This window comes from Streptomyces sp. NPDC004721, from assembly GCF_053601495.1.
In genome coordinates this window covers 48,195-73,152 of the sequence record NZ_JBSGBZ010000018.1, presented here as the reverse complement: position 1 = coordinate 73,152, position 24,958 = coordinate 48,195, and the positions used below count along the sequence as shown (strand labels likewise).

The 24,958-nt window shown below is 71.6% G+C and carries 25 protein-coding genes; 10 read left to right on the top strand and 15 right to left on the bottom strand.

What is annotated here, in order from left to right:
* The 3 genes from ACWEK3_RS18625 to ACWEK3_RS18615 are packed head-to-tail and all read right to left on the bottom strand — an operon-like array spanning position 1 to position 5,606.
* Entirely contained in the window at positions 1-1,743 is a 1,743-nt protein-coding gene (locus ACWEK3_RS18625) for a hypothetical protein (protein WP_453250137.1), read from the bottom strand.
* 3 nt (positions 1,744-1,746) lie between these two features.
* Entirely contained in the window at positions 1,747-4,110 is a 2,364-nt protein-coding gene (locus tag ACWEK3_RS18620) for a glycosyltransferase (protein ID WP_453250136.1), read from the bottom strand.
* Entirely contained in the window at positions 4,107-5,606 is a 1,500-nt protein-coding gene (locus ACWEK3_RS18615; RefSeq protein WP_453250135.1) for a glycosyltransferase family 29 protein, read from the bottom strand. The genes ACWEK3_RS18620 and ACWEK3_RS18615 overlap by 4 nt, the downstream gene beginning before the upstream one ends.
* 255 nt (positions 5,607-5,861) lie before the next feature.
* Here ACWEK3_RS18615 and ACWEK3_RS18610 point away from each other — a divergent pair, with 255 nt between their 5' ends.
* Positions 5,862-7,031, top strand: a complete 1,170-nt coding sequence (locus ACWEK3_RS18610) for an acyltransferase family protein (protein ID WP_453250134.1) — start codon at positions 5,862-5,864, stop codon at positions 7,029-7,031.
* A gap of 68 nt (positions 7,032-7,099) precedes the next feature.
* Here ACWEK3_RS18610 and leuE read toward each other — a convergent pair whose 3' ends face one another.
* Positions 7,100-7,753 carry a leucine efflux protein LeuE gene (gene leuE, locus ACWEK3_RS18605; protein WP_450542924.1) on the bottom strand — a complete coding sequence of 218 codons (654 nt, stop codon included), beginning with the start codon at positions 7,751-7,753 and terminating at the stop codon, positions 7,100-7,102.
* 98 nt (positions 7,754-7,851) lie between these two features.
* Complete coding sequence (locus ACWEK3_RS18600) at positions 7,852-9,432, bottom strand: acyl-CoA mutase large subunit family protein (RefSeq protein ID WP_450542922.1); 1,581 nt, start codon at positions 9,430-9,432, stop codon at positions 7,852-7,854.
* Positions 9,433-9,694: 262 nt separating this feature from the next.
* Between ACWEK3_RS18600 and ACWEK3_RS18595 the strand changes: the two genes are divergently transcribed.
* The gene (locus ACWEK3_RS18595) at positions 9,695-10,522 is read left to right on the top strand and encodes a L,D-transpeptidase family protein (protein WP_450542920.1); all 828 of its coding nucleotides are present in this window, start codon (positions 9,695-9,697) and stop codon (positions 10,520-10,522) included.
* Between the two features lie 269 nt (positions 10,523-10,791).
* Here the strand turns inward: ACWEK3_RS18595 and ACWEK3_RS18590 are convergent, their stop codons facing one another.
* The 7 genes from ACWEK3_RS18590 to ACWEK3_RS18560 form a co-directional block, all read right to left on the bottom strand.
* A complete protein-coding gene (locus tag ACWEK3_RS18590; protein WP_453250133.1) occupies positions 10,792-12,036 on the bottom strand; it encodes an extensin in 1,245 nt (414 codons plus the stop codon).
* Complete coding sequence (locus ACWEK3_RS18585) at positions 12,036-12,698, bottom strand: RNA polymerase sigma factor (protein WP_384430625.1); 663 nt, start codon at positions 12,696-12,698, stop codon at positions 12,036-12,038. Before ACWEK3_RS18585 ends, ACWEK3_RS18590 begins: the two co-directional genes overlap by 1 nt.
* 328 nt (positions 12,699-13,026) lie before the next feature.
* On the bottom strand, positions 13,027-13,626 hold the full coding sequence (locus tag ACWEK3_RS18580) for an RNA polymerase sigma factor (protein ID WP_450542917.1): 600 nt from the start codon (positions 13,624-13,626) through the stop codon (positions 13,027-13,029).
* Positions 13,627-13,755: 129 nt separating this feature from the next.
* Positions 13,756-14,151 carry a hypothetical protein gene (locus ACWEK3_RS18575; protein WP_453250132.1) on the bottom strand — a complete coding sequence of 132 codons (396 nt, stop codon included), beginning with the start codon at positions 14,149-14,151 and terminating at the stop codon, positions 13,756-13,758.
* Positions 14,152-14,316: 165 nt separating this feature from the next.
* Positions 14,317-14,919, bottom strand: coding sequence for a hypothetical protein (locus tag ACWEK3_RS18570; protein ID WP_450542915.1), 603 nt, complete (start codon positions 14,917-14,919; stop codon positions 14,317-14,319).
* A 166-nt stretch (positions 14,920-15,085) separates the two neighbouring features.
* Positions 15,086-15,850 (bottom strand): DUF4328 domain-containing protein, encoded by a 765-nt coding sequence (locus tag ACWEK3_RS18565; RefSeq protein WP_453250131.1) that lies wholly within the window; start codon positions 15,848-15,850, stop codon positions 15,086-15,088.
* A gap of 110 nt (positions 15,851-15,960) precedes the next feature.
* Entirely contained in the window at positions 15,961-17,580 is a 1,620-nt protein-coding gene (locus ACWEK3_RS18560) for a beta-N-acetylhexosaminidase (protein WP_453250130.1), read from the bottom strand.
* Between the two features lie 184 nt (positions 17,581-17,764).
* Between ACWEK3_RS18560 and ACWEK3_RS18555 the strand changes: the two genes are divergently transcribed.
* From ACWEK3_RS18555 to ACWEK3_RS18535, 5 genes are all read left to right on the top strand, one after another.
* Complete coding sequence (locus ACWEK3_RS18555) at positions 17,765-18,277, top strand: 2-oxo-4-hydroxy-4-carboxy-5-ureidoimidazoline decarboxylase (RefSeq protein ID WP_453250163.1); 513 nt, start codon at positions 17,765-17,767, stop codon at positions 18,275-18,277.
* Positions 18,278-18,425: 148 nt separating this feature from the next.
* Complete coding sequence (gene sdhC, locus ACWEK3_RS18550; protein ID WP_100569866.1) at positions 18,426-18,806, top strand: succinate dehydrogenase, cytochrome b556 subunit; 381 nt, start codon at positions 18,426-18,428, stop codon at positions 18,804-18,806.
* Positions 18,807-18,811: 5 nt separating this feature from the next.
* Positions 18,812-19,294, top strand: a complete 483-nt coding sequence (locus tag ACWEK3_RS18545) for a succinate dehydrogenase hydrophobic membrane anchor subunit (protein WP_361415923.1) — start codon at positions 18,812-18,814, stop codon at positions 19,292-19,294.
* Between the two features lie 23 nt (positions 19,295-19,317).
* A complete protein-coding gene (sdhA, locus tag ACWEK3_RS18540) occupies positions 19,318-21,072 on the top strand; it encodes a succinate dehydrogenase flavoprotein subunit (protein ID WP_376398133.1) in 1,755 nt (584 codons plus the stop codon).
* On the top strand, positions 21,072-21,833 hold the full coding sequence (locus tag ACWEK3_RS18535) for a succinate dehydrogenase iron-sulfur subunit (RefSeq protein WP_141359142.1): 762 nt from the start codon (positions 21,072-21,074) through the stop codon (positions 21,831-21,833). The genes sdhA and ACWEK3_RS18535 overlap by 1 nt, the downstream gene beginning before the upstream one ends.
* A gap of 92 nt (positions 21,834-21,925) precedes the next feature.
* On the opposite strand, the gene ACWEK3_RS18530 is transcribed toward ACWEK3_RS18535, so the two are convergent.
* From ACWEK3_RS18530 to ACWEK3_RS18520, 3 genes are all read right to left on the bottom strand, one after another.
* On the bottom strand, positions 21,926-22,189 hold the full coding sequence (locus ACWEK3_RS18530) for a TM2 domain-containing protein (protein WP_365421675.1): 264 nt from the start codon (positions 22,187-22,189) through the stop codon (positions 21,926-21,928).
* Positions 22,190-22,519: 330 nt separating this feature from the next.
* A complete protein-coding gene (locus ACWEK3_RS18525; RefSeq protein ID WP_376652695.1) occupies positions 22,520-22,933 on the bottom strand; it encodes a DUF2752 domain-containing protein in 414 nt (137 codons plus the stop codon).
* On the bottom strand, positions 22,926-23,357 hold the full coding sequence (locus ACWEK3_RS18520; protein ID WP_453250129.1) for a TM2 domain-containing protein: 432 nt from the start codon (positions 23,355-23,357) through the stop codon (positions 22,926-22,928). The genes ACWEK3_RS18525 and ACWEK3_RS18520 overlap by 8 nt, the downstream gene beginning before the upstream one ends.
* Positions 23,358-23,523: 166 nt before the next feature.
* Here ACWEK3_RS18520 and ACWEK3_RS18515 point away from each other — a divergent pair, with 166 nt between their 5' ends.
* The 3 genes from ACWEK3_RS18515 (at position 23,524) to ACWEK3_RS18505 (ending at position 24,955) form a co-directional block, all read left to right on the top strand.
* A complete protein-coding gene (locus ACWEK3_RS18515; protein WP_450542908.1) occupies positions 23,524-23,931 on the top strand; it encodes a VOC family protein in 408 nt (135 codons plus the stop codon).
* Between the two features lie 110 nt (positions 23,932-24,041).
* Positions 24,042-24,449 (top strand): hypothetical protein, encoded by a 408-nt coding sequence (locus ACWEK3_RS18510; protein WP_361415935.1) that lies wholly within the window; start codon positions 24,042-24,044, stop codon positions 24,447-24,449.
* The gene (locus ACWEK3_RS18505) at positions 24,446-24,955 is read left to right on the top strand and encodes a thiol-disulfide oxidoreductase DCC family protein (protein WP_453250128.1); all 510 of its coding nucleotides are present in this window, start codon (positions 24,446-24,448) and stop codon (positions 24,953-24,955) included. Before ACWEK3_RS18510 ends, ACWEK3_RS18505 begins: the two co-directional genes overlap by 4 nt.
* The last annotated feature ends 3 nt before the right edge of the window (positions 24,956-24,958 follow it).

Genomic DNA, 24,958 nt, shown 5'->3' with positions numbered 1-24,958 from the left:
CTATCGCACGCCGCTCCTGCGGACGCACAGGACCAGATTGCCCCCGGCGCTCACGGGCGGGCAGTCGTACACGGCGGCGATGCGCCGCGCGAGGTCCGGGTCGACCTTGCCGGGCCGGAACCAGCCCCGCTCCAGCACCGCGTACGGGGCCGGATCGCGATCGACGCAGTCGGCGTTCTCCCGGAACGACGCCAGCCCGGCGACATCCGGGAGGAAGCGGCTCCGCTGGAGGAACGTGGCGATCGGATAGCGGCACCGGGCCGGGTGGCCGACGTAGTACGTCGTGTCGCCGAAGGCGAGGTAGAGCACCGGGGCACCGGCCGGCAGCGCGGCCCGCACCCGGTCGGCCTCGTCCTCGATGTGCCGCATCCCGCGCAGATAGGCGGCGCTGGTCACCGTGACCTTCCCGTTCATCGCCAGGTGCGGGGAACCGGGCCAGATGCTCGCGGCCAGGCACACCACCGCGGCCAGGGCCGCCGAGGCGTGCCACACCCCGTACGCCGGACGGATTCCCTGGGTTCTTCGGGGACCTCGGGCCTCCAGCAGCGCGTCCACGAGGGCCGCGAGCAGTGCGAGGGCACCGGCCGCCCAGACGACCGCGGGCCGCTGCACCCCCTCGGGGGCCCGGGCGTACAGCACGGGCAGCGCCCCGTAGCCCAGTGACACGGCGCAGAACAGCCGGGGCGGTGTGCGGCGCGCGCCTCCCACGGCAAGGCCCCACAGGGCGGCGGCGAGCACGGGCAGTTCAGCCGCGTGGTACAGGAACCAGTTGCCCTGCACGACCACGACGGCCAGGGCGCCGAGGCCGGTGGCCGCGGCGACCGCCAGCAGTTCGGCACGCCGCAGCCGCCCGCGCACCCGGCCCAGGACCAGCAGCAGCGCTCCGGGCAGGAGCAGTAGTACGGGACTGAGCACGGCCCGGTCGGCCAGGTAGTCCACGGAGCGGGTGAGCACGAACGACGGGTGGATCCCGGTGCGGCTCAGGGCCGACTGGTTGATCTGCGGCATGTCCCGCGTCCACTGCCACTCGTGGGACCCGGCGAGCACGCTCAGCCCGAACAGGACCGCCGCGGTGGGCACGGCGACCAGGGCGAGCCGCACGGCCCGCCCCCGGTCGAAGGCGTAGACGAGCAGCACCCCGATGGCGGCCGTGGCGGCGGTGGAGTACTTCATCATCACCGCGAGCCCCAGTGGCAGGCCCGCGAGCAGGGCCGCGGGCCACGGCCGGGCCGGGCCGATCGCCGCGGCGACGCCGAACACGGTCAGTACCACCGCGGCCCACTCCGGCTGGAGGAAGTCGGTGCGGGGGGCCAGTGCCAGGGCCAGGCCGGTGGCGCCCGCCGTGAGGGCCGCCTCCCGCCCGGTGACCCGGCGCAGCAGCGCCGCGTACAGGGCTGCGGCGGCCGCGGCCGCGAGCAGCGCTCCGGCCGCCTCCAGCAGCGTCTCGCGCAGGCCCGTGCCGCCGAAGGCGATCCGGTCGAGGCCGGCGATGAACCACCGGTAGAAGAACGGCCGGTGCGTGAACACCTCGGAAGGCGAGTAGCCGGCCTCCCCGCCGGTGCGCAGCGCGCCGAGGACGTAGTGGATGTCGCCGGTGAGCCGCCGGGTGGCCACGGTGTACACCACGGCCGCCACGGCGGGCAGGGCGAACGCCGGCCACCACAGCGGTGACCGGCGTTCGCCCTCGGAGGGCCCGGGGACGGCGTCCGTGCCGCCGTCCCCCTCGGCCGGTGCGGTCGGCACGGATCAGCCGCCCAGGAGGACGCGCAGGTCCGCGGCGTTCGCCTCGGTGACCTTCCACAGCTCCTGCTGCCGGCCGTGCACGTCGGCGACGGTCGCGTCGTGGTCGGCGAGCAGGTCCCGGGCGCGTTCCACGAGGCGTGCGCCGAGGTGGCGGTCGTGCACCGACACGCCCCACTCGGGCCGTTCGATGTCGTTCAGGAAGTACGCCATCTTCGGGTGCGAGATCAGGCTGATGACCGGAGTGCCGCAGCCGAACGGGATCATGCCGGCGTGCCCGCGCATGCCGATCACCAGCTTGGTGCGGGCGTACAGCTCGCGGATCGCGTCGTTCTCGAAGTCGTACATCGGGATGACGGGCATCGAGATGCCGTACTCGCGGCGCAGATCGAAGACGATCTTCTCGTCGTCCAGCGAGTGCGCCACGCATTTGACCTCGGCCAGCCCGCGCAGGCCCTTGACCGCCTCGGCCATCTGCCCCAGGAAGTAGGCGTAGTCGTGACCGAAGCGCAGCCCGGCCCGGTCGTAGGCGGCGTTGATCAGGATGGTGTCGTCCCGCCCGGCCGGGTCCTGCCAGTCGGCGACCAGCTGGCGGGTGACCGTGGTGGGGCAGGGCTGGAAGCGCACCTTGTCGTGCAGGTGGGACGGGAGCATGGCCCGCACCTTCTCGATCGAGCCGTGGTTGCGCAGCCCGAAGAAGGCGGCCCGCTCCACGAGGAGGCGCAGCGAGGTGCGGAACCGCTCGGCGCGGTAGGACTGGCCGTCGAAGGCGTTGAACCCGACGGCGTAGACGGCGATGGGCACGTCGATGCGGTTCAGCAGGGCGTCGGGGACGTTCCACTGCCAGGCGCTGTTGCCGTTGGGCATGGTGTCCGGGATGAACAGTCCGCCGCCGCCGATGACCAGGCCGCGGCGGGCGTTGACCCGCTCCAGGGCCGCCTCGTCGAACAGCCGGTGGGCATGCACCGGGTGCCAGCGGCGGGAGGTGGTGTCGGGCCCGAAGGCGAGGCGGACGCTCTCCGGGAGGAGCTTGTCGCCCGCGTTGCCCTGGCGGTCCATGTAGAAGGCGACGTGCGCCAGCTGGTCCTCGGGGCTGCCCTGCTGCTGGGTGGGCACGCCGCCGAGGGTACGGCGCTGCCAGAGCCGGGCGGCCCGGTGGGTGGGGTCGACGCCGACCCCGGCCAGGGCGTACCGCTGGGCGGTGGTGTCGTCGCCGTGCACCCAGGCGATCTGGGCGAGCCGGGCGAAGGCGGTGGCGGCGCGGTTGGGCGCGGAGGTGGCGAGCAGCAGCTGGGCCCTGGCCTCGTCGTACCGGGAGACGCTCATCAGGGCGTGCCCGTAGACCTCGTGCGGCCAGGCCTCGTCGATCGGGATGTGCACCCGCTCCATGATGTCGACGGCGGACTGGTAGTCGCCCGCGCCGATGTGCGCGAGGGCGACCCGGCGGGCGGTGTCGACGTCGCCGGTGCGCTCCACGTGCGGTGTGCCGTAGTGCACGAGCAGGTCGCGGTGCAGGGGCTCGGGGAGGGCGAGGAAGGCGGCGTGCAGCTCGGCGTCGTCCAGGTCGAACTCGCGCCAGCGCTCCTGCGCCTGCTCGTAGCCCGCCTCGCCGCCCTGCCACGGCTTGTGCCGGCCGGTGAAGTGCAGGACGGCCGTGTCCTCGGGCACCGGGAGGTCGCCGGACAGGCGGCGCTTGACGAAGTTGTACTTCGGGTCGAGGCGGACGAAGTCGCCGTCGAGCAGGGCGTTCAGGATGCCCTGGTCGTGCTTGTCGAGCTCGTAGGTGCCGGCGCGGCCGATCTCGTCGATCCGCGCGCAGAACTCGTCGCTCAGCTGCTCCTTCTGGATCACCAGCAGGCCGCTGTTGAGCTTGGACTCCCCGTAGAAGAACTGCGGCACGGCCGCGAACCCCTCGCGCAGCGTGAGCAGTTCGCCCAGCGAGCCGAGGACCACCATGTCCGTGTCGAGGGTGATCACGGTGTCGTAGTCGCGGATGCGGAAGACGTCGAGGATGAAGTACGCCTTGCGCACCAGGTAGTTGTCCTGGTCGCCCTTGACGTACGAGTCGTAGTGGTCGGCGTCGACGCGGCGCAGCACGATCCGCGGGTGCAGGGCGCGTATCCGGGCTATGGAGGAGGGGCGCAGGTCGTCGTGGAGGACGACGAAGTCCTCGCACACGTCCGGGTTGGACAGCGCGAGCGAGCGCAGCAGGGCGAGGAACCCGGGCAGGTAGTTCTCGTCCACGAAGCTGGCGAAGGCGATGCGGCGCTTGCCGGTCAGCGCGCGGGCGGAGCCCTCGGCGAAGGCCGGTGCCGGGGTCCCGGCCGCGGTGACGACGGGGCCGGAGGCGGAGATGGGGGTCGCGGTCATCGCAGGGAGATCCTCATGCCGGAGACGCTCTGGGCCCGTTCCATGACCCACGCCTTCTCAGTGGTGTATTCGTGGACGGACGTGATGGGCAGCTTCATCGCGGCGTCGACGCGGTACGCGCCGCTCTCGTAGAAGTCGAAGCCGATCAGGTCCAGGGTGGGGCTGACGTCGAGGAAGTCGAGCAGCCAGAGCATGTTGAAGCCGCTGGTGGGGATCCCGGGGAACACGTCCGTGTCGAGGTTCCCGATGTTGCGCGCGGGCCAGCGCAGCGACTCGTCACCGAGATACCGCTGGGCGCCCGGCACCAGCCGGTGGCGCAGGGAGTACTTCCAGTCGCTGGAGTTCCCGCCGAAGACCAGGCGGGTGGTCACGGGCTGGTCCCAGTTGAAGCCGTGCTTGTGGATGGTGACGTGGATGTCCGTGCGCCGACCGGTGTGGACGGGATCGATCCGGTACGAGTTGAAGCGCACGACGAGGTCGTAGGCGTCGATCTCGGAGCCCAGGGAACTCTGGCCGACCTTGCCGGAGTTGGCGATCAGGCAGACGGACTTGCCGGCGATCTGGTTGCGGAACTCGCCAAGGGTGATCCACTCCAGTCCGCCGAAGAGCGGGTCTTCCACCGGTCCGCGCAGGCGGTTGCGGCGCTGCTCGGCGAAGAGGCCGATGGCCTCGGTCAGTTCGGCCGTGGGCCGCACGTGGATGCGGGTGACCAGGTCGAGGTACTGGCTGAGCGCTTCCAGGAAGTCCTGCTCCGGGGATCCGGTGCGGTCCATGCCGAGCAGGGCGCCCACCAGGCGGGCCTGTGCGCCGTCCCAGTCGCCGTCGGCGTGCGCCTGAAGTCCAGCGGCCCACACGTCGGTCGGGGGCCGCTCGGCGAAGCCGGCGGCGGCCGGGACGTCGCGCTCCAGCAGGGCGAGCAGCTCCGCGCGCCGGTCCTGCGCGGTGCGGATGCCCGCGATCCGGGCCGAGGTGCCGAACCCGTCCTCCTCCGTCAGGGCCAGGTAGCGCTCGTAGGCCTCGACCGCCGCGACCGGCAGACCCATGGCCTCGAGCAGCCGGCCGCGCAGCCGCCAGCCGGCGCGGGAGTTCTTGCGCTGGGTCAGGACGGTGTCGCTGACGAGCAGCGCCAGGTTCAGCTCGTCGTCGTAGCCGCAGGCCAGTGCCTTGTTGGCGACCGCGAGGAGGGCGTCGAGCAGGTCGTTGCCGATGCCGCCGCCGACCGCCTTGGTGCCGCGCCGCAGCAGGCCGCCCGCCGTGGACGCCGCCGGCGCGGACTGCTGCTGTCCGGCCCACAGGGCGAGCAGTTGACGCAGCTGTTCGGCCAGCGCCGTGCGGCGGGGGTCAAGGCTGCCGACGACCTTGCCGCTGTGGACGGCACACGCGCGCAGGCAGTCCTCCAGCTCCGTCGGAGTGACCTCGGCGCCGGGCAGGCCGGGTTCCGCGGACGCCGGTCCCCCGGGCCGGGAACGTGACCATCTGCTGCGAACCCTCGTCATGGTGCTCCTGCTCTGAAAGGTGGGAAAACGGCATGGAATTGCCAAGGGCCTGGGAGGAAGGTTGAAAAACGTTAAGAAAGCAATGCGACGCCCTGGTGAACCGATTGAGGCCAGCAGACAAACACCGACCTCGCCGAACAAAAGCGCTCACGGAGGCGGCTTAGGGTTCTCGTCGGACGGCTCTTCTCCGTTATCGGCGCACACGATTCGAAAGCGCACGGAACGAGCCCTCGACGCACCATGAGGGGTGAAAGCGTGACCGGAACGGTCGTGGGCACATCGAATCCGCAGCCTGCCGAGGCCAACGCCGTCCTGGACCGGCGCGCTCCGGCCGATCCGCCGCGGGCGAAGGCTCCGGAGGGCCGGCTGCGCGCCCTCGACGGGCTGCGGCTGGTGGCCGCGCTGATGGTGGCGGCCTACCACTACGGCGGCCGGGGCGGCGCGGTCACCCAGGCCTGGGGGGCATCACCGGCGCACCAGTTCCCCACGCTGCACTCGTGGTTCGCCTACGGCTGCCTCGGCGTGCAGGTGTTCTTCGTGATCAGCGGCTTCGTCATCTGCATGAGCGGCTGGGGCCGGCCGCTGCGGTCGTTCTTCGCCTCCCGCGCCTCCCGGCTGCTGCCCGCGTACTGGGCGGCGGTCCTCCTGGTCACGGCGGTGTTCGCGCTGCCGGTGGTCGCCTACCAGGCGCTCTCGCCGAGCGACACCCTGGTGAACCTGACGATGCTCCAGATGCCGCTCGGGGTCGACCGGGTGCTGGGCGTGTGCTGGACGTTGTGGGCGGAGATACGCTTCTACGCCCTGTTCGCGCTGTGCGTCGTGCTGCCCGGCGCGAACCGCCGGCGCGTGATCCTGTTCTGCGCGGGCTGGACGCTGGCGGCGGCCGTCGCGCAGGGCGCGAAGCAGCCCCTGCTCGACATCGTGCTGATGCCGGAGTACGCCCCGTTCTTCATCGGCGGCGTGGGCCTCTACCTGGTGCACCGGGACCGGCGGGACGCCTACGCCTGGGGCATCGTGGCCGTGAGCTGGCTGATCGGCCAGCACTACGCGGTGCAGGAGCTGTGGCACTCGCCGAGCGTGCACGCCTTCTCGTACCGCAGCGCCTACGGCATCATCCTGGTCGTCACCTTCGGCTTCCTCGCCGTCGCCGCCATCGCGCTCGGCCTGCTGAGCCGGGTGGACTGGCGCTGGCTGACGGTCGCGGGCGCCCTCACCTACCCCTTCTACCTGGTCCACGAGCACCTGGGCTGGGTCGTCATCGATGTGCTCCACCAGCGCCTCGGCATCCCGTCGTACGGCACCTTCCTGCTGACGGTCGCCGTGATGCTGCTGCTGGCCTGGCTGCTGCACCGGTACGTGGAGCGGTGGCTGACCCCGAGGCTGCGCACGGCGCTGTCGCGGCCACGCGCGCAGCCGGGCCGGTGACTGACTGGTGCTGCGACCGGAAAGGTTCACCGGCTCGCGACGCCCGGCAAACCTTTCCGGTCACAGCACTAGGCGCTCGCCAGTGACAGCTTCACCGCGAAGCCCAGGAACAGGACGCCCGCCGCGGAGGTCGCGGACGCCGACAGGCGCTTGCGGCGGCGGAAGGCTGCGGCCAGCTTGGTGCCGCCGAAGATCAGCGCGCTGAGGTAGAGGACGCTGGCGAACTGAAGGAAGGCGCCGAGGATGACGAAGGAGAGCGCCGGATAGGCGTAGACCGGGTCGACGAACTGCACGAAGAAGGCGATGACGAACAGGATCGCCTTGGGGTTGACGAGACTGACGACCAGAGCCCGGCGGAACGGCCGCTCGGCGGCGGCCGCCGGCGCGGAGTCCTCCTCCAGCGCCGCCTTCTCGCGCCGGGTCCGCCACATGCCCCAGCCGGTCCGCAGCATGCCGATCGCGATCCAGGTCAGGTATCCGGCGCCGGCGTACTTCACGATCCCGAACAGCACGGGGTTGGCCTTCAGCAGCGAGGCGGCCCCGGCCGCACCCAGCGTCATGAGCACGGTGTCCCCGCACCAGACGCCCGCCGCGGCGGTGTAGCCGGCGCGTATCCCGCGCCGGGCGGCGACGGAGATCACGTACAGCGAGTTGGGCCCGGGAAGCAAAACGATGAGGACGAGCCCTGCCAGATAGGTGGGGAGATGGATGACTCCGAACATGGCAAGGAGTGTCGCACGGGGGTGCGGCACCGCGGTGCCGGGTTCCGGGGGACGAGACGGGCGGGCCGTCCGCCCCCTCGGCGCGGGGCGGCCGTCGCTCAGAACGCGTCGCTCGGCGCGTAGTTGCCCCAGACCTCCCGCAGCGCGTTGCACACCTCGCCCACCGTCGCCCGGGCCTTCAGCGCCTCCTTCATCGGGTACAGGACGTTGTCCTCGCCCTTCGCGGCCTTCTTCAGGGCGGACAGCGCCGTGTCCACGGCCGTCTGGTCGCGCTCGGCGCGCAACTTGGCCAGGCGTTCGGCCTGCTGGGCCTCGATGGCGGGGTCGACGCGGAGCGGCTCGTACGGCTCCTCCTCGTCGAGTTCGAAGCGGTTGACGCCGACGACGACCCGCTCGCCGGAGTCGGTCTCCTGGGCGATGCGGTAGGCACTGCGCTCGATCTCCTGCTTCTGGAAGCCGTGCTCGATCGCCGAGACCGCGCCCCCGAGGTCCTCGACCTTCCGCATCAGCGCGACGGTGGCCGCCTCCACCTCGTCCGTCATCTTCTCGATGACGTAGGAGCCGGCGAACGGGTCCACCGTCGCGGTCACGTCCGTCTCGTACGCCAGGACCTGCTGGGTGCGCAGAGCCAGGCGCGCGCTCTTGTCAGTGGGCAGCGCGATCGCCTCGTCGAAGGAGTTCGTGTGCAGCGACTGGGTGCCGCCCAGAACCGCCGCCAGGCCCTGGACGGCGACCCGGACCAGGTTCACCTCGGGCTGCTGCGCCGTCAGCTGGACACCCGCCGTCTGCGTGTGGAAGCGCAGCATCAGCGACTTGGGGTTCTTCGCGCCGAACTCCTCCTTCATCACACGCGCCCAGATCCGGCGGGCCGCGCGGAACTTGGCGACCTCCTCCAGGATCGTCGTACGGGCGACGAAGAAGAACGACAGGCGCGGGGCGAAGTCGTCGACGTCCATGCCGGCCGCGACCGCCGTGCGGACGTACTCGATGCCGTCGGCGAGGGTGAACGCGATCTCCTGCGCGGGGGACGCCCCCGCCTCGGCCATGTGGTAGCCCGAGATCGAGATGGTGTTCCACTTGGGGATCTCGGCCTTGCAGTACTTGAAGATGTCCGCGATCAGCCGCAGGGACGGCTTGGGCGGGAAGATGTACGTCCCGCGCGCGATGTACTCCTTCAGCACGTCGTTCTGGATCGTGCCCGTCAGCTTGTCGGCGCCGACCCCCTGCTCCTCCGCCACCAGTTGGTACAGCAGGAGCAGGAGCGCCGCGGGGGCGTTGATCGTCATCGACGTCGACACCTTGTCCAGCGGGATCCCGCCGAACAGCACCCGCATGTCGTCGATCGAGTCGATGGCCACGCCCACCTTGCCGACCTCGCCGTGCGCGATCGGCGCGTCGGAGTCGTGGCCCATCTGGGTGGGCAGGTCGAAGGCGACGGACAGGCCCATCGTGCCGTTGGCGATCAGCTGCTTGTAGCGGGCGTTGGACTCCACCGCCGTGCCGAAGCCGGCGTACTGGCGCATGGTCCAGGGGCGGCCCGTGTACATGGTGGGGTACACACCGCGGGTGAAGGGGTAGGCCCCCGGCTCGCCCAGCTTCTCGGCCGGGTCCCAGCCCTTCAGGGCGTCCGGCCCGTAGACCGGCTCGATGGGCAGCCCCGACTCCGACTCGCGCGCCATGGTGTGTGCCTCCGCGTTTCCTTGTTACTCGCCAGTTACCCGCCAGTACAACCGACTCTCGCCACGGACTGTAGCGGCGGCCGTGCGCCGGGTGGAGTGCCCCACGCTGGGAGCTATCTCACAGCCCTGGTGGTCACTCTGTCTCCCCACCTTGCCCCCTGGTTCGCCGCCCGTCACCTGTGGGGAGACATTCCGGTGTACGCCGGCGACGGAGGCCGGTGAGACAGCGGGGAGCGCCATGCGTACCAGGGGCATGAGGGGCATGAGGAGAGCGATCTCCGCCGTCGCCGCGGCCACGGCACTGGCCGCCGTGTGCGGCTGCACGGTGCAGTCCCCGGCCCCGGACGGCCGGCCGCGCTCGCCGGTGCACATCGAGATCCCGGACACCGGGCCGCCCGGCGCCCGCACCAGCGCCCCCGGCGACGCGGGACGGACCCGGACCCCGGTCCGCACCGCCGCCCGGGTCCTGTGGTCCCGCGGCGACAGCGGCCGTGACGTCCGGGAGCTCCAGGCCCGGCTGCGCCAGATCGGCTGGCTGTTCGACGGGCCCACCGGGTCCTACGACGACCTGACCCAACAGGCCGTCACGGGCTTCCAGGGAAAGCGCGGGCTGCCGCGGACGGGGCGGACCGACACGGTGACCTGGCAGCGGCTGCTGCGGATGACGCACGAGCCGGGCCAGTGGGAGCTGTACCTGATGGGCGGTCAGCCCGCCGGCCCGCCGGACCGGCGCTGCCTGACCGGCCGGGTGCTGTGCATCGACAAGACCAGCCGGACGCTGCGCTGGATGGTGGACGGGCGGACGCTCTCGACGATGGCGGTGCGGTTCGGGACGGAGTACACGCCCACCCGCGAGGGGGTGTTCCAGGTCTACTGGAAGTCGCGACACCATGTGTCGACGCTCTACGACTCCCCCATGCCCTACGCACTGTTCTTCAGCGGCGGCCAGGCCGTGCACTACTCCTACGACTTCGCGGCGCGCGGCTACGCGGGCGGCTCGCACGGGTGCGTCAACGTTCGGGACGAGGCGGCGGTCTCACGGCTGTTCGCGCAAGTGCGGGTCGGCGACAAGGTCGTCGTGCACTGGTGACGCGCGGGGCGCGGCGAGGAGAGGGGGCGAGGGGGAGAGCGGGGGCGCGGGCGGGACCGGGGGAACGTGTCCCGCCCGCGCCGAAATGCACGAGCCGTGGGTACGGGGGGAACCCCGGCTCTGTGCGGTGGCCGATGACCAGTCGGCTCACTCACTACTGCGCCACCGCCGCGGAAAACGTCACACCCCGCCGGGACAATTTTTCCCGCGGAACGAACTCGCAGGTCAGAGCAGCGGCAGGCGGGTGATCACAGGGCGCTGGAGCAGGATCACAGGGCACTGTAGGTGGGCCCCGGCGACGACGCCGAGGGCGAGGGCGAGGCCGGCTCTTTCGGGACCGACGAGGCGGAGTCCGGGGACTGCGGGGCGAGGACCGTGGGTGCGAGGCCCTTGCGCAGACCGGGGTCGTCGCCGCCGCTGCCGTCTCTGTCGCCGCCTTGGTCGTCGCCCTGTTCGCCCTGTTCGCCCGGGGCGCCCTTGTCGTCCTGGCCGTTCCCGCCGCCCTTGCTCTTACCGCCGCTCTTGCCGTTCTGGCCGCCGTCGTTCTGGCCCTGGTCGTCGCCGCCGGTGTCACCGGAGCGGCCGTCGACCGCCTTCAGGACACCCCGGCAGTACGACCACACGCGCGTGGAGCCGCCGGCCGCTCCCTCCAGATCGCGCAGGCGGCCGGAGTCCAGGGTCTTGCCGTCCCGCAGGTCGCGGCAGGACGAGACCAGCCGGTTCCAGCCGTCGCCGGAACCGCCCTGTTCGCCGGCGGAGCCGGTGGCGGAGCCGGTGGCGGCGTCGCGGCCGGGGGCGGTGCCGCCCTCGCGCGGGGTGCTTCCGGCGTCGCCGTCGGTGGCACCGGTCGTGGTGCCACCGGGCGTCGGCGTGCCCGGACCGCTGCCCGTGGTGCCGCCGGGCGAGGGCGACACCAGCGGGCGTTCCGGTGCCGCCGGGACGGAGACGGAGGTGCCGGGTGCGGGCTCGTCGCCGCCGAACGGCGTCGGCAGCACGCCGGTGGTGGCCGCCGCCGCGACCCCGCCGACCGCGCCCGCGGCGAGCGCGGCCGACACCGCGAGGCGTACCGGCCGGCCCCGGCGCCGCGCCCCGGCACGCCGGGAACGCCCTCCCGTACCGCCACGCGCGTGCGTGCCGATCCGGACGAGCCCGACGTCGTCGGCGAGCGCGGAACGCGGACGGGAGTGCGCTCCGAGGGCCGCGCCGCGCGCGTCGGTCCCCTCCGTGGCCCGCTCGGCGCGCGCCTTGCGGAAGGCGGCCAGCGCGGCGGCCTCACCGGGCAGCGCGGCGTCGGCGGAGTCGTCCGGGTACGCGGAGGCGGGAGAGGCGTTCGGGTCCGGGAAGGCCCGGGCGGCCGGAGGAGCCGGGTACGACTCGGCGGACAGGGCGCCGAGCGCCTTGGCGAGCCGTTCGGCCTGGTCACGGACGGTGATGTCGACGGTGTCCAGTGGCTCCCCACGCAGCAAACGCTCCGCGGTGTCGTGGTCCAGCCACCTGTGCTGCTCCTCGGCCATCACATGTCCTTCTGCGTCCGGGCACGCATATGCGTCACACCGGCGGATGTCACCGCGCGGCCGCGCGGTTCTCGCGGAGGCGGCAGCGCGTCGAGCGCGTGGGGGGATTCCGGATCGTCGCCGAGGAGTTCCGCGAGCCGTTTCAGACCGCGGTGCGCGGCGGTGCGCACGGCACCGGGGCGCTTGCCGAGCGTCTCCGCCGCGGTCTTCGCGTCGAGGCCCACGACCACGCGCAGCACCACGGCCTCGGCCTGGTCCTGCGGGAGTTGGGCGATGAGCGAGAGGGTGCTGCCGGTGGCCAGGGCCTCCATGGCCTCGCCCGCGGTGTCGGACTCCGCGGCCCGGCCGGTCAGTTCCGTCTCGTCGCCGCCGATCGCGGGGCGGCGGCCGCGCATGCGTATGTGGTCCAGAGCGCGGTTGCGGGCGATCCTGGCGGCCCAGCCGCGGAACCGGTCGGCGTCCCCGCTGAACCGCTCCAGATCGCGGGCGATCTGGAGCCAGGCCTCGGACGCCACGTCCTCGGCGTCCGGGTCGCCGACCAGCGTGCGTATGTATCCGAGCAGCCGCGGGTGCACGGCACGGTACACAGTCCGGAACGCGGTCTCGTCCCCGTCCTGCGCCGCGAGCACCGCGGCGGTCAGCTCCGCGTCGTCCCCCAGCACCCGTGGTGCCCTTCCTTGCGACTGAACCGGCACCGCTGTCGCGGACCGGACTCTGGCCGTCGTAATTCCTCGGTTGATGGCTGCGGTGTTCGAGGCGGCAGATCGTTGCGGTGGCCATGCCCGCCAGGCCTCGGCGCGAAAGGCACGTTACGGCCTGAAACCGCCTTCCGTCCATGACCGTACAACGTGCAACTAACCGGAGCCGGGGCGAGGTGTGACAGAAACCGCACCCTCGGCGCTGTAAGGAGTACGGGCCGCGCGGCCCGTGCCGCGCGACGGCCGGGGCCTCTCCTGTGGGGGGTGGCGGCCCCGGCCGTTGCCTCGGCACTCATCGCTCCCCCGCCCCGCCCCGGGCCTCCTCCTCGAGCTGCCGCGCCAGCCGTTTCAGCCCCCGATAGGCCGCGGTGCGCACCGCGCCCGGCCGTTTGCCGAGGACACGTGCGGCGGCGGGACCGTCGAGGCCGACGACGACCCGCAGCAGTACCGCCTCCGCCTGGTCGCGGGGCAGCCGGCGGACGAGGCCGAGAGCGCGCTCGGTGGTCATGGACTCCAGGGCCTGGTCATGGGTGCTGTACGGGCCGGGCAGCTCCAGGACGTCCTGTTCCAGCGTGGCGGCCTGGGGCCGCACCCGCCGCCGGCGCAGATGGTCGAGCGCCCTGTGCCTGGCGATGGTCGCCGTCCAGCCGCGAAAGCCCGCCCCGTCGCCCCGGAACCGGCCGAGGTCCCGCGCGATCTCCAGCCAGGCCTCGGAGGCCACGTCCTCGGCGTCGTCGCCGACGAGACCGCGCACATACCCGAGCAGTCCGGGCTGCACCAACCGGTACGCGACGGCGAAGGCCTCCTCGTCGCCTTCCTGGGCCCGCGCGACGGCCGCACCCAACTCCCCGTCGTACGCCTGCGCGCGGCGGGGTTCCCCTCCCTGGCCCAAGAACTGTCCTCGTCCGTAGCGAGTCCCCAGACGTGCGCACCGCCGACCGGCCGTGTCCACGCCCCCACGGTCATCAGCGTCGGCTCCCACAGAAGTGTCACAGCTCGTCAGCGGCCCCACGGCCACGGCTCAGGTCCGCTCGGCCCTCATCGCGTCCCGGCACAGCAGCCGCAGTGACCCCTGGCCCGTGAAGCAGCGCCCGGCCTCCTCGATGGGGTCCCACAGCCGTCCGTCCGCGGTGCGTACCCAGTGCTCGCCGCCGCTCGCCCACCACTCGGCCCCGCCGCCATGACGGACGATCACCTCGCCGGCGTACGCGCCGAAGCCGCGCAGCACGCTCCGCACGGCCGCGTGCGACGTGCCCTCGCGGCGTATCTCCTCGATCGTCCGGTCGACGCGCCACAGGCTCTGCGCCGAGTAGTCCAGGCGCAGCCGAGCGCCCTCGCGCATCGCCGTCACGGTGTCCGCCGCCCACCGCACCGGTTTGGTGGCGGCCTGGGGCCTGCTCTGCTGATGAGTCGTCACATGCTGGACTGTCACATAGGGAAGAGCGCGATCCGCCCTCGGTTCGTCACCCGCGATCGCGGTCTTGCCCACAACCGGCGCACGACCGACGCAGGACCACCGCACCGCGCCCGCAGGACGCTCACAGATCTCCGTCGCGCGTTCGGCCCGTCCGGGGCCTCCGGCTCACACCCGGCCGCGGGCCCGGCGGGACACCACCGCCCGCAGGACGCGGCGCCCCTCCGTGGAGACCTCCAGGGCCTGGCGGAGTCCGGCCCGCCCATGTCCGGTGACCAGCTCCAGGACGGTGATCTGGCGGCGCAGCTCGCCGGCGACCAGCGGCGACATGCCCTCGACGGGACCCGGGGCGGGGCTCGCCCCGGCGCGAACGGTGTCGAGCGCCTCGGGGAGGGAGTCGGCGGGGGCGTCCTCGGCCGGGTCGAGGAGCCGGTGGATCTGGAGCGAGGCGACCGAGCAGGCATCGGCCCACTGCCGGACCCCGGCCGCGGACCGGGCGGCCGGCGCGGCGGCCAGCATCCGACGGGCCAGCAGCGCGGCCTCGTCCTCGGCTTCCTCGCCCAGCGCGCCCAGCGCGCCGCGTGCCTGCTCCAGCCGCTCGGCCCAGTCGCCGTCCGAGGAGTGGGCGGAGTCCTCGGCGAGGCTCCCCCACAGCGGCCGCAGGACCTCGTCGTCGCCGCCGAGCAGCGGCACGCAGCGATCCAAACAAGCCAGCCCGCTGGCGGCCAGTCCGCGCTCGTCGGCCTGCGCGATCAGTTCCACCAGACTCATCAACGCCTCCTCAAAGGGCGCCGACCCCTACGGAGCCCGCACTTGCCCTTACTGCGTGCGATCGGCCGGTAGTGTCACACGGGTCGCACGCAGAGTCGAGCAAGTTGGCATAAGAGAAGGTTTCGGCCAATGACCGAGGTCGGCGGCCGGGGCGGGGGAAGCGGGGTCAGGCCGCGGCCGGCGCCGGTCCCCGCAGCGCCTTCTCGTGCTGCATACGGGTCAGCCGGAGCACCACGAGAACGGCGAACACGGCGGCGATGATGTCGAGGACGTCGCTGAACATCATTCCCCCGGCGGCCTCGTGAAGGTCCTTGGCCGTGACGGCCCGGTTGTATTCGGTGGCCGCGAACCGGCCGGCCACCACCCCGATGAGCCACAGCGTCCACCAGGTTTTCACCAACCAGTTCGACCTGGGCCCGTCCGCCGGGCTGCTGGCCTCCCAGATGTCCAAGGCGATCCTGCGCGGGAACCACAGGTTGACGACCGGGGTGAACCACGCGCCGATCGCCCAGCCGCGCTTCATGCGGTGCCCGAAGGGATCGAACACCTCGGCGTTGACCCGCACCCGGTAGAACCAGCACAGGAAGACGACGCAACTGGCGAGCAGCGTGACCAGCTGGACGACGCCCGCGACGGCGTAGAGCCGGTCCGCGTCGTCGGCCCGCCGCGTCACGTCCGCGCCGACCGAGCCGTTCGCGAGGTCGCCCGAGACGTCGTACATCACGATGTCCGTCCAGACGGCGAACAGGTCGGCGGCGGCGACGAGGAGGAGCAGCGCGGCGGCGGCCCGGCCGAGTCCGACCGGCGAGCGCAGCCAGGCCCGCGGCACCCCCGCGTACGGCGGGGCGGCCGGCGCCGGGACGGCCGCGCAACTGGTGCACAGGGTGCCGCCGGGTACCGCCGCGAGGTGGTGACAGCGTGCGCAGATCATGTGGGTCCCCCCGAGGTGTCGTAGTGGAGCCGGCCCGGCTCCCCCCGGAGCGCGGGCGCGGCACCCGGAACCTACGGCGCCCGCCCTTCGCACGTCCACTCGATTCGGCGTCAACCCAGCTTGTCGGCAAGCCCCTTGAACTCCGCCCAGGACATCGCCGGTTCGCCCGGGTGCCACAGCTTCTGGACGGTCGCCCGCAGCGGCATCCGGATACCGGCCGCCACCTGGTCCTGGGTCTGGGAGTCGGCCAGGTCGCACCACACGGCGAAGGAGCCGCCCAGAATCTGCGCGTCGTACTTGGCGGGCACCGGCTCGGTGCCGCGCAGCACGCGCGGGGTCCACTGCTCGTAGATCCGCCGGCCGGTCGGGTAGACGAAGGTCTGCGGCTCGCCGAGGACGTAGTAGAGGAACTCGTCGTTGTAGTTGAGCACCTTGCGGCCGGCGTCGAGGTACTCGAGCGGCTGCCGGGCGCCGTACTCCTTGCCCGTCCAGTAGGCGACCTCGATGTCCCGGGCGGGCGGTACCGACGAACTCCGGAAGAACCCGTCGTTCCAGGCGCGCGAGGTGCGGTCGTGTTCGCGGACGGTGGCGACGCGGTCGTTCAGCCAGCCCGTCGCCAGGTCGGCCACGTTGCCGCCGGAGCCGTAGGCCTTCCGCGCGGCGGCGGCCAGCTGCGGGTAGGACGTCTGAGGGTCGCGCACGGTCAGTGCCTGGTACTCGTCGCCGCCGAGGTGCCAGTGGCCGCCGGGGAAGAGGTCCGCGTACTCGTCGAGCAGGTCGTCGACGATCGCGGCCGACCGGGGCTCGGAGATGTCGATGGCGCCGCGTGTCGTCACGCCCTGCGCGTTGCGCAGCTGCAACTCGGGGTGGGCGGCTGTCACGGCGCCGAGGTGGCCGGGCGAGTCGATCTCGGGGACCACGGTGATGTGCCGGCTGGCGGCCAGGTCGACCATCCGCTTGACCTGGGCCTTGGTCAGGTGGTCCACGGAGACGACCTCCGGGTGCGTGTCGGACTCGATGCGGAAGCCCTGGTCGTCGGAGAAGTGCAGGCCGAGCTCGTTGAACTTCAGGTCGCCGAGTTCCCGTATGCGGTCCTCCAGCCAGTCGGCCGTGTACGGCTTGCGGGCGATGTCCAGCATGAAACCGCGCCGCGGCTTGTCCGGCGCGTCCTCCACGACCCCCTCGGGGGCCGTGCCGCCGCGGTGCACCTCCTGCTTCAGGGTGCGGGTGCCGTAGAAGACTCCCGCGTCGGCCGGACCGCTGATGGTCACCCCGCCGTCACGCACGGTCATGGTGTACGCCTCGGGGTTGCGGCCCGCGCCCTTGTCCAGCGCCAGCCGAACGTCCCCCGGGCGCGCGTCGCCGCTCCGTCCGGAGTAGTTGAGACCGAGTTCACTCGCGATCAGCTTCCCCTCGTCGGCGAGGGAGGCGTCGTCCACCACGACCCGGGAGCCGGGCTCCGGGCGCCAGCCGGGGCCCCGGGCGGCGGTGTGGGAGCGCACGGCGGGGATGGTCCGCGGCGCCTGCGACAGCGGGTAGCTGCGGGTGGGGCTGGGACTCCCCGAGCCGGAGGCCCCGCCGGGCGCCGCGTCCGCAGGGGTTCCGTCGCCCCCGAAGGACCACACGGCCAGTCCGATGCCCAGTCCGGCAGCGGTGACGAACCCGCCGACGACGACAGCCCGCGTGCGCGGCGGCTTGCGTGCCGGAGCCCGGCGCCTGTGCTTGCTCACCCGGCCAACCTAACGGCCGATGACCACCACCCGTGTCCACCACACGTTCTCAAACTCTCCCGTCCGAGTGAAATTCAAGCACCCGTCGAACACGTCATGAGCACACCCGATAACGTGGCGGCGCATCTCTCACGGATTCCCCTGCCGACCCCCCCTGCCGACACGCTGCCGGCATCCTGCCGACATCCCTGCCGACCTAGGACCCACGCTGCCCGCGCAGAACCTGGAGCGCTTCAACACCGCCCCCGCCCCCAAGGTCCACCGGACCCTCCTGACCTGCCTGCACAGCCCCCGCTGGGCCCACCGCGTCGCCGCCCACCGCCCCTATCCGGACGTGCCGTCCCTCCTGGCGGCGGCGGACGAGGCGACGTACGACCTGGGCCCCGAGGAACTCGCCGGGGCTCTGGCGGAAGAACCCCTGCCGAAGCTGCCCGCCCACACGTACGCGGCCGCCTCCACGGCCCTGAGCGCCGGCTACGCCGCCTATGAGGCCAGATTCGGCCACACCTTCGTCATCTGTCTGGACGGCACCGCCCCGGACGAGGCCCTGGACCGGGTCCTGCCGGCGATCCGGTCACGCCTGGCCAACGACCCCGAGGACGAGCGCGTCGTCGCCCGGGAGGAGCTGCGGAGGCTGGCGAACCGGCGACTTCTGGGCCTTCTGGGCGCCGCCACTGCGCCGTCCGTGCACCTTTGAGGACGAGTTCGATCACACGGGCGGACCCCCCGTAAGGCCCCCGCCAGCTCCTCGGTACGATACTGGGGGCCGGTGGACCGTACCCGGCCGGGCCCGACCGACAGTGAAGCCGGCGCGGCCCTAGTCCCCGCTCCCGGAGGGTTCTTCCGTGCCGGCTGGAACGCTGTACCGCGGCCGGGAAGGAATGTGGTCCTGGGTGGCTCACCGAGTCACCGGCGTCCTCATCTTCTTCTTCCTGTTCGTCCATGTGCTGGACACCGCACTCGTGCGTGTGTCTCCGGAGGCCTACGACAAGGTCGTGGCCACCTACAAGACGCCGATCGTCGCCCTGCTCGAATACGGCTTGGTCGCCGCCATCCTCTTCCACGCGCTCAACGGCCTGCGCGTCATCGCCGTCGACTTCTGGGCCAAGGGCGCCCGCTACCAGAAGCAGATGCTGTGGACCGTGGTCGGCGTCTGGGTCCTGCTCATGATCGGGGCGATCTACCCCGTCCTCGGCCATGCCGCTCGTGCAGTATTCGGGAGCTGACGCACATGTCCACCACTGAAACCACCGCTTCCGGCATCGGCCCGGTCGAGGGCGGCTCCGTCTACGGCGTGGACAACCCCGCCCCCCTCATCGAGGCCCCGCGTCAGCGCACCAAGAAGACCCCGAAGTCGACCCGGGGCAACTTCGAGATGTACGGCTGGCTGTTCATGCGCCTGTCCGGCATCGTCCTGGTCGTCCTCGTCCTCGGCCACCTGCTGATCCAGCTCGTCCTGGACGGCGGCGTCTCCAAGATCGGCTTCGCCTTCGTGGCGGGCCGCTGGGCCTCCCCGTGGTGGCAGGTCTGGGACCTCGCCATGCTGTGGCTGGCGATGCTGCACGGCGCCAACGGTCTGCGTACCGTCATCAACGACTACGCGGAGCGGGCCAACACCCGGCTGTGGCTGAAGGCACTGCTGTACACCGCCACGGTGTGGACCATCCTGCTGGGCACGCTGGTGATCTTCACCTTCGACCCGAACATCCGCTAGGCCCCGGGACCGAGGTATTTCTGATGAAGATCCACAAGTACGACACCGTCATCGTCGGCGCCGGCGGCGCCGGTATGCGGGCCGCCATCGAGGCGACCAAGCGCAGCCGCACCGCGGTCCTGACCAAGCTCTACCCCACCCGCTCCCACACGGGCGCCGCGCAGGGCGGCATGGCCGCCGCGCTGGCCAATGTGGAGGAGGACAACTGGGAGTGGCACACCTTCGACACGGTCAAGGGCGGTGACTACCTGGTCGACCAGGACGCCGCCGAGATCCTGGCGAAGGAGGCCATCGACTCCGTCCTCGACCTGGAGAAGATGGGCCTGCCGTTCAACCGGACGCCGAACGGGACGATCGACCAGCGGCGCTTCGGCGGGCACTCCCGCAACCACGGCGAGGCCCCGGTCCGCCGCTCCTGCTACGCGGCCGACCGCACCGGCCACATGATCCTCCAGACGCTGTACCAGAACTGCGTCAAGGAGGGCGTGGAGTTCTTCAACGAGTTCTACGTCCTGGACCAGCTCATCACCGAGGTCGACGGCGTCAAGAAGTCGGCCGGCGTGGTGGCGTACGAGCTGGCGACCGGCGAGATCCACCTCTTCCAGGCGAAGTCCGTGATCTACGCCTCCGGCGGCTGCGGCAAGTTCTTCCGCGTGACGTCCAACGCGCACACGCTGACCGGTGACGGCCAGGCGGCCGTGTACCGGCGCGGGCTGCCGCTGGAGGACATGGAGTTCTTCCAGTTCCACCCGACCGGCATCTGGCGCATGGGCATCCTGCTCACGGAGGGTGCCCGCGGTGAGGGCGGCATCCTGCGCAACAAGGACGGCGAGCGCTTCATGGAGAAGTACGCGCCGGTCATGAAGGACCTCGCCTCGCGCGACGTCGTCTCCCGCTCCATCTACACGGAGATCCGCGAGGGCCGCGGCTGCGGTCCCGAGGGCGACCACGTCTACCTGGACCTGACCCACCTGCCGCCGGAGCAGCTGGACGCCAAGCTGCCGGACATCACCGAGTTCGCGCGGACCTACCTGGGCATCGAGCCGTACACCGACCCGATCCCGATCCAGCCGACCGCGCACTACGCGATGGGCGGCATCCCGACCAACGTCCAGGGCGAGGTGCTCTCGGACAACAGCACGGTCGTGCCGGGCCTGTACGCGGCCGGCGAGGTCGCCTGCGTGTCCGTGCACGGCGCCAACCGCCTGGGCACCAACTCGCTGCTGGACATCAACGTGTTCGGCAAGCGGGCCGGCATCGCCGCCGCGGAGTACGCCGAGAAGGCCGACTTCGTGGAGCTGCCGGAGGACCCCGAGTCCCTCGTCGTCGAGCAGATCGAGCGGCTGCGGACCTCCACCGGCACCGAGCGGGTGGCGAACATCCGCCGGGAGCTCCAGGAGACCATGGACGCCAACGTCATGGTGTTCCGCACCGAGCAGACGATCAAGACGGCTGTCGAGAAGATCGCCGAGCTCCGGGAGCGCTACAAGAACGTGGCGATCCAGGACAAGGGCAAGCGGTTCAACACGGACCTCCTGGAGGCCATCGAGCTGGGCAACCTGCTGGACCTGGCCGAGGTCATGGCGATCTCCGCCCTGGCCCGCAAGGAGTCCCGCGGCGGTCACTACCGCGAGGACTACCCCAACCGCGACGACGTCAACTTCATGCGCCACACCATGGCGTACCGCGAGGTCGGCGCCGACGGGTCCGAAACCGTCCGTCTCGACTACAAGCCGGTCGTCCAGACCCGCTACCAGCCGATGGAGCGTAAGTACTGATGGCAACCCCCGTTCTGGACAAGGTGGAGGCGGAGTCCGCCGCTTCCCCCTACATCACCGTCACCTTCCGCGTCCGCCGGTTCAACCCGGAGGTCTCGGCCGAGGCGACCTGGGAAGACTTCCAGCTGGAGATCGACCCCAAGGAGCGCGTCCTCGACGGCCTGCACAAGATCAAGTGGGACCTCGACGGCACCCTGACCTTCCGTCGCTCCTGCGCGCACGGCATCTGCGGCTCGGACGCCATGCGGATCAACGGCAAGAACCGTCTGGCCTGCAAGACGCTGATCAAGGACATCAACCCCGAGAAGCCGATCACGGTCGAGCCCATCAAGGGCCTCACGGTCCTGAAGGACCTGGTCGTGGACATGGAGCCGTTCTTCCAGGCCTACCGGGACGTCATGCCGTTCCTGGTCACCAAGGAGACCAACGAGCCGACGCGGGAGCGCCTGCAGTCCGCCGAGGACCGCGCCCGCTTCGACGACACGACGAAGTGCATCCTGTGCGCGGCCTGCACCTCGTCCTGCCCGGTCTTCTGGAACGACGGCCAGTACTTCGGCCCGGCGGCCATCGTCAACGCCCACCGGTTCATCTTCGACAGCCGTGACGAGGCCGGTGAGCAGCGCCTGGAGATCCTGAACGACAAGGACGGCGTCTGGCGCTGCCGCACCACCTTCAACTGCACCGACGCCTGCCCGCGCGGCATCGAGGTGACGAAGGCGATCGCGGAGGTGAAGCGGGCGCTGATCACGCGCCGCTTCTGATCTTCCGCCGTACCTGACGCCGAGGGCCCCGTTCCGTCCGGAACGGGGCCCTCGGCGTGCTGTGCCCGGCCGCCGCCGGGTGCGCGGACGGGTCAGCCGCGCAGGACGCGACCGTCCTTGTCGGTGCGGTCGTTGCTCGTGAAGAAGAGGATGGCGTCGACCAGGGCCCAGATGCCCAGACCGCCGCAGGTCAGCAGCTGGGCGATGCCCACACCCACGGAACCGACGTAGAAGCGGCCGATACCCAGGCTTCCGAGGAAGAGCTGGAGGATGCCCGCGACGATCTTCGACTTGTCGGAGTACGGACGGCCCTGCGGGTCGTAGCCGTAGGGGGCGTCAGGGGTGGGGACAGTCATGACTGGTGCTCCTGGGGAGTGGTGAGAACACCCGGAGTGGGAACCTCCGGGGCCAGGGAGCCCGACTGCCTGCCCGGTCACACGGCATCCGTACGCGATTCCACGCGCGTCGATTGGATATGGCCGTCCCCCTGCGCGTTGGGAGCATAAAGATCCCGAAGGACGGCGCGGGAGGGGGTTCGAAGAAACGTTCCCGTTCCGTGATCAAATTCGGCCACATTGGCGGCATTTGGCGCCGCGCCCGACCCCGACCCGTCTGCCCTCGCCAGCGCCGTACACCCTCACCGACGCCGTTCCCCCTGCCCGGCGCCGCATCAACCGCCTCTGCCTCTAGACGACGTTGCGGACCACGGTCCACGCCACGGCCACCAGCAGCACCGCCGCCTGCGCCCGCGGGCTGAGCCGGGGGTGCCAGCGGCGCCCGCGCAGCCCCTCCAGGGCCCACTTGCCGAGCAGCGCCAGCGCGAACGGCGCGGCGAGCAGCAGCATCCTGTTGTCCAGCCAGGCCTGGGTGAGCCGACCGTGCATCAGGTCGTACACCATGCGCGTGCCGCCGCAGGCCGGGCAGAGCAGTCCGGTGACGTACCGGAAGGGGCACTGGGGCAGGACGTGGCCGGGCTGGTGCGGGTCGGTGACGTAGAGGTACCCGGCGCCCGCCACCCCGGCGCACAGCACCGCGAGCGGAGCCGCGGCCGGATGCCGCAGCAGCCGGCCGCGCACCGCGCCGGACACCGCGTCAGCCACGCAGGATCCGGCCCTGCGCGTCGGTGTTGTCGTTGCCGGTCAGCAGCATGATGCCGTCGATCAGGGACCAGATGCCGAACCCTCCACAGGTCAGGAGCTGGGCGATGCCGATCCCGACGTGGCCCATGTAGAAGCGGCCGATGCCGAGGGTGCCCAGGCTGAGCTGGAGGACACCGGCGACGATCTTCGACTTGTCGGAGTACGGGCGGCCGTAGGGGTCGTAGCCGTAGGGGGCGTTGGGGTCGTACTGCATGCCCGGGGGAGGCGGGTACGCGCCGGGAGGCGGGTAGCCACCGGGCGGCGGGTACGCGCCGGGCGGCGGGTAACCACCCGGGGGCGGCGGGTAGCCGCCGGGCTGCTGGTTGGGATACCCGTATCCCGGGGCCTGGTTGGGCTGCTGCGGCTGCTGCGGCTGCTCGGACACGTGGCTCCACTCTTCGACTGCCGACGAACTGACGGTCATATTGCAGGAAGAGCGGCCGAAGAGAAACATCGGGGTCCCGCTCGGCGCCCGGCCCGATCGAGTGACCCGGCTCCCTCTGCGCGCTCGGCCTCCCGGGCCGGGCGGATCCCGCACCTAATCTGATGGCATGTCAGATGACGAGTCGTACGAGCTGCTCGGGTTCGACAACGTCCTGCTGCCCGTGGGGAATCTGGGCGAGGCCGTGAGGTTCTACGAGTGGGCCGGGTTCGCGGTGGCGTTCCGTCTGGACGAGGCCGGCATCGCGCTGCTGAAGGTCGGGGGCGAGACGCCGGGGATCCTGCTGCGCGAGGAGACGTTCGGGCACCGTCCTCCGCCGTGGCCCTCACCGCGGGTATGGCTGGAGGTGCCGGACGCACGGGCCGCGGCGCGCGAGCTGACGAAGGCCGGGATCCCCCTGCTCGACGAGCCCTTCGCCGTGGCGACCGGCTGGACCGTCGAGATCGCCGACCCGTGGGGCAACGTCCTGGGCTTCACGGACTACGGCAAGCGGCCCGAGTTGGGACGCAGGCCCTGAGACGTCCGTCACCACCGGATACCCCCACCCCTGTATTGAACGCGTTCAAAAACAGGTCTAGAGTCACCCCTGCCAGCATTTTGAACGTGTTCAAAAGAAGGGGTGGGGGCATGGACCGCACGGTCATCGCCTACGTCATCTATCTGCTCGTCAGCATCGCCCTGACCGTCTGGGTGGCCCGCACGCTCAGCAGGAACGGGCGGATCTTCCTGGCCGACGTGCTGCACGGCGACGACAAGCTCGCCGACGCCGTGAACCACCTGCTGGTGGTCGGCTTCTACCTCGTCAACCTCGGCTTCGTCGCGCTGTACCTGAGCGGCGACCGGAGCATCGACGACACACGCGGCATCTTCGAGGCCCTGTCGACGAAGCTCGGCGTGGTGCTGCTGGTGCTCGGCGTGATGCATCTGGGCAACGTGTACGTGCTGAACCGGATCCGCCGCCGCGGGGTGCTGGAGCGCGAGCAGGTGCCGCCGGTCGCGCCGCAGGACTGGGCCGCCCCCTCGGCCGGGGCGTGAGCGCGGTGCCGGCCGCCGCCGGCCGGGACCGGGACCGGGACGCCTCCGTGCGCGTCCCGGTCCGCGGGCTGACCGTCCTGTACGACGCCGAGTGCGCGCTGTGTTCGTTCGTGCGCGACTGGCTCGCCGGGCAGTCGCAACTGGTGCCCCTGGAACTCCTCCCGGCGGGCTCCGAGCAGGCCGGAAGGCGTTTTCCGGGCCTCGACCACGGGGCCACCCTGGACGAGGTCACGGTCGTCGGCGACTCGGGCCAGGTCTACCGGGGCGCCGCCGCCTGGATCGTCGTCCTGTGGGCGCTGCGCGAGCACCGGCCGCTCGCCCACCGGCTCAGTACCCCGGCGGGCGCGCGGCTCGCCAGGGGCGCGGTGCTGGCGGCCGCCAAGTGGCGCGGCGGGCGGTGGGGCGGGGGTGCGTACCGGCGCGGGGACGGGTGGTCCTACGACCCGCGCCACGGCTGGACCTACGACCCGCCAGGCTGTGCCGGCGGCGCCTGCGCCACTGGCTAGGCT

Coding starts and splice junctions, on each gene's coding strand:
- ACWEK3_RS18515 (WP_450542908.1), top strand. CDS start 23,524: ATGTCAGATGACGAGTCGTACGAGCTGCTCGGGTTCGACAACGTCCTG.
- ACWEK3_RS18590 (WP_453250133.1), bottom strand. CDS start 12,036: ATGGCCGAGGAGCAGCACAGGTGGCTGGACCACGACACCGCGGAGCGT.
- leuE (WP_450542924.1), bottom strand. CDS start 7,753: ATGTTCGGAGTCATCCATCTCCCCACCTATCTGGCAGGGCTCGTCCTC.
- ACWEK3_RS18595 (WP_450542920.1), top strand. CDS start 9,695: ATGAGGAGAGCGATCTCCGCCGTCGCCGCGGCCACGGCACTGGCCGCC.
- ACWEK3_RS18530 (WP_365421675.1), bottom strand. CDS start 22,189: ATGACTGTCCCCACCCCTGACGCCCCCTACGGCTACGACCCGCAGGGC.
- ACWEK3_RS18600 (WP_450542922.1), bottom strand. CDS start 9,432: ATGGCGCGCGAGTCGGAGTCGGGGCTGCCCATCGAGCCGGTCTACGGG.
- ACWEK3_RS18510 (WP_361415935.1), top strand. CDS start 24,042: ATGGACCGCACGGTCATCGCCTACGTCATCTATCTGCTCGTCAGCATC.
- sdhA (WP_376398133.1), top strand. CDS start 19,318: ATGAAGATCCACAAGTACGACACCGTCATCGTCGGCGCCGGCGGCGCC.
- ACWEK3_RS18565 (WP_453250131.1), bottom strand. CDS start 15,850: ATGATCTGCGCACGCTGTCACCACCTCGCGGCGGTACCCGGCGGCACC.
- ACWEK3_RS18620 (WP_453250136.1), bottom strand. CDS start 4,110: ATGACCGCGACCCCCATCTCCGCCTCCGGCCCCGTCGTCACCGCGGCC.
- ACWEK3_RS18615 (WP_453250135.1), bottom strand. CDS start 5,606: ATGACGAGGGTTCGCAGCAGATGGTCACGTTCCCGGCCCGGGGGACCG.
- ACWEK3_RS18545 (WP_361415923.1), top strand. CDS start 18,812: ATGTCCACCACTGAAACCACCGCTTCCGGCATCGGCCCGGTCGAGGGC.
- ACWEK3_RS18535 (WP_141359142.1), top strand. CDS start 21,072: ATGGCAACCCCCGTTCTGGACAAGGTGGAGGCGGAGTCCGCCGCTTCC.
- ACWEK3_RS18570 (WP_450542915.1), bottom strand. CDS start 14,919: ATGAGTCTGGTGGAACTGATCGCGCAGGCCGACGAGCGCGGACTGGCC.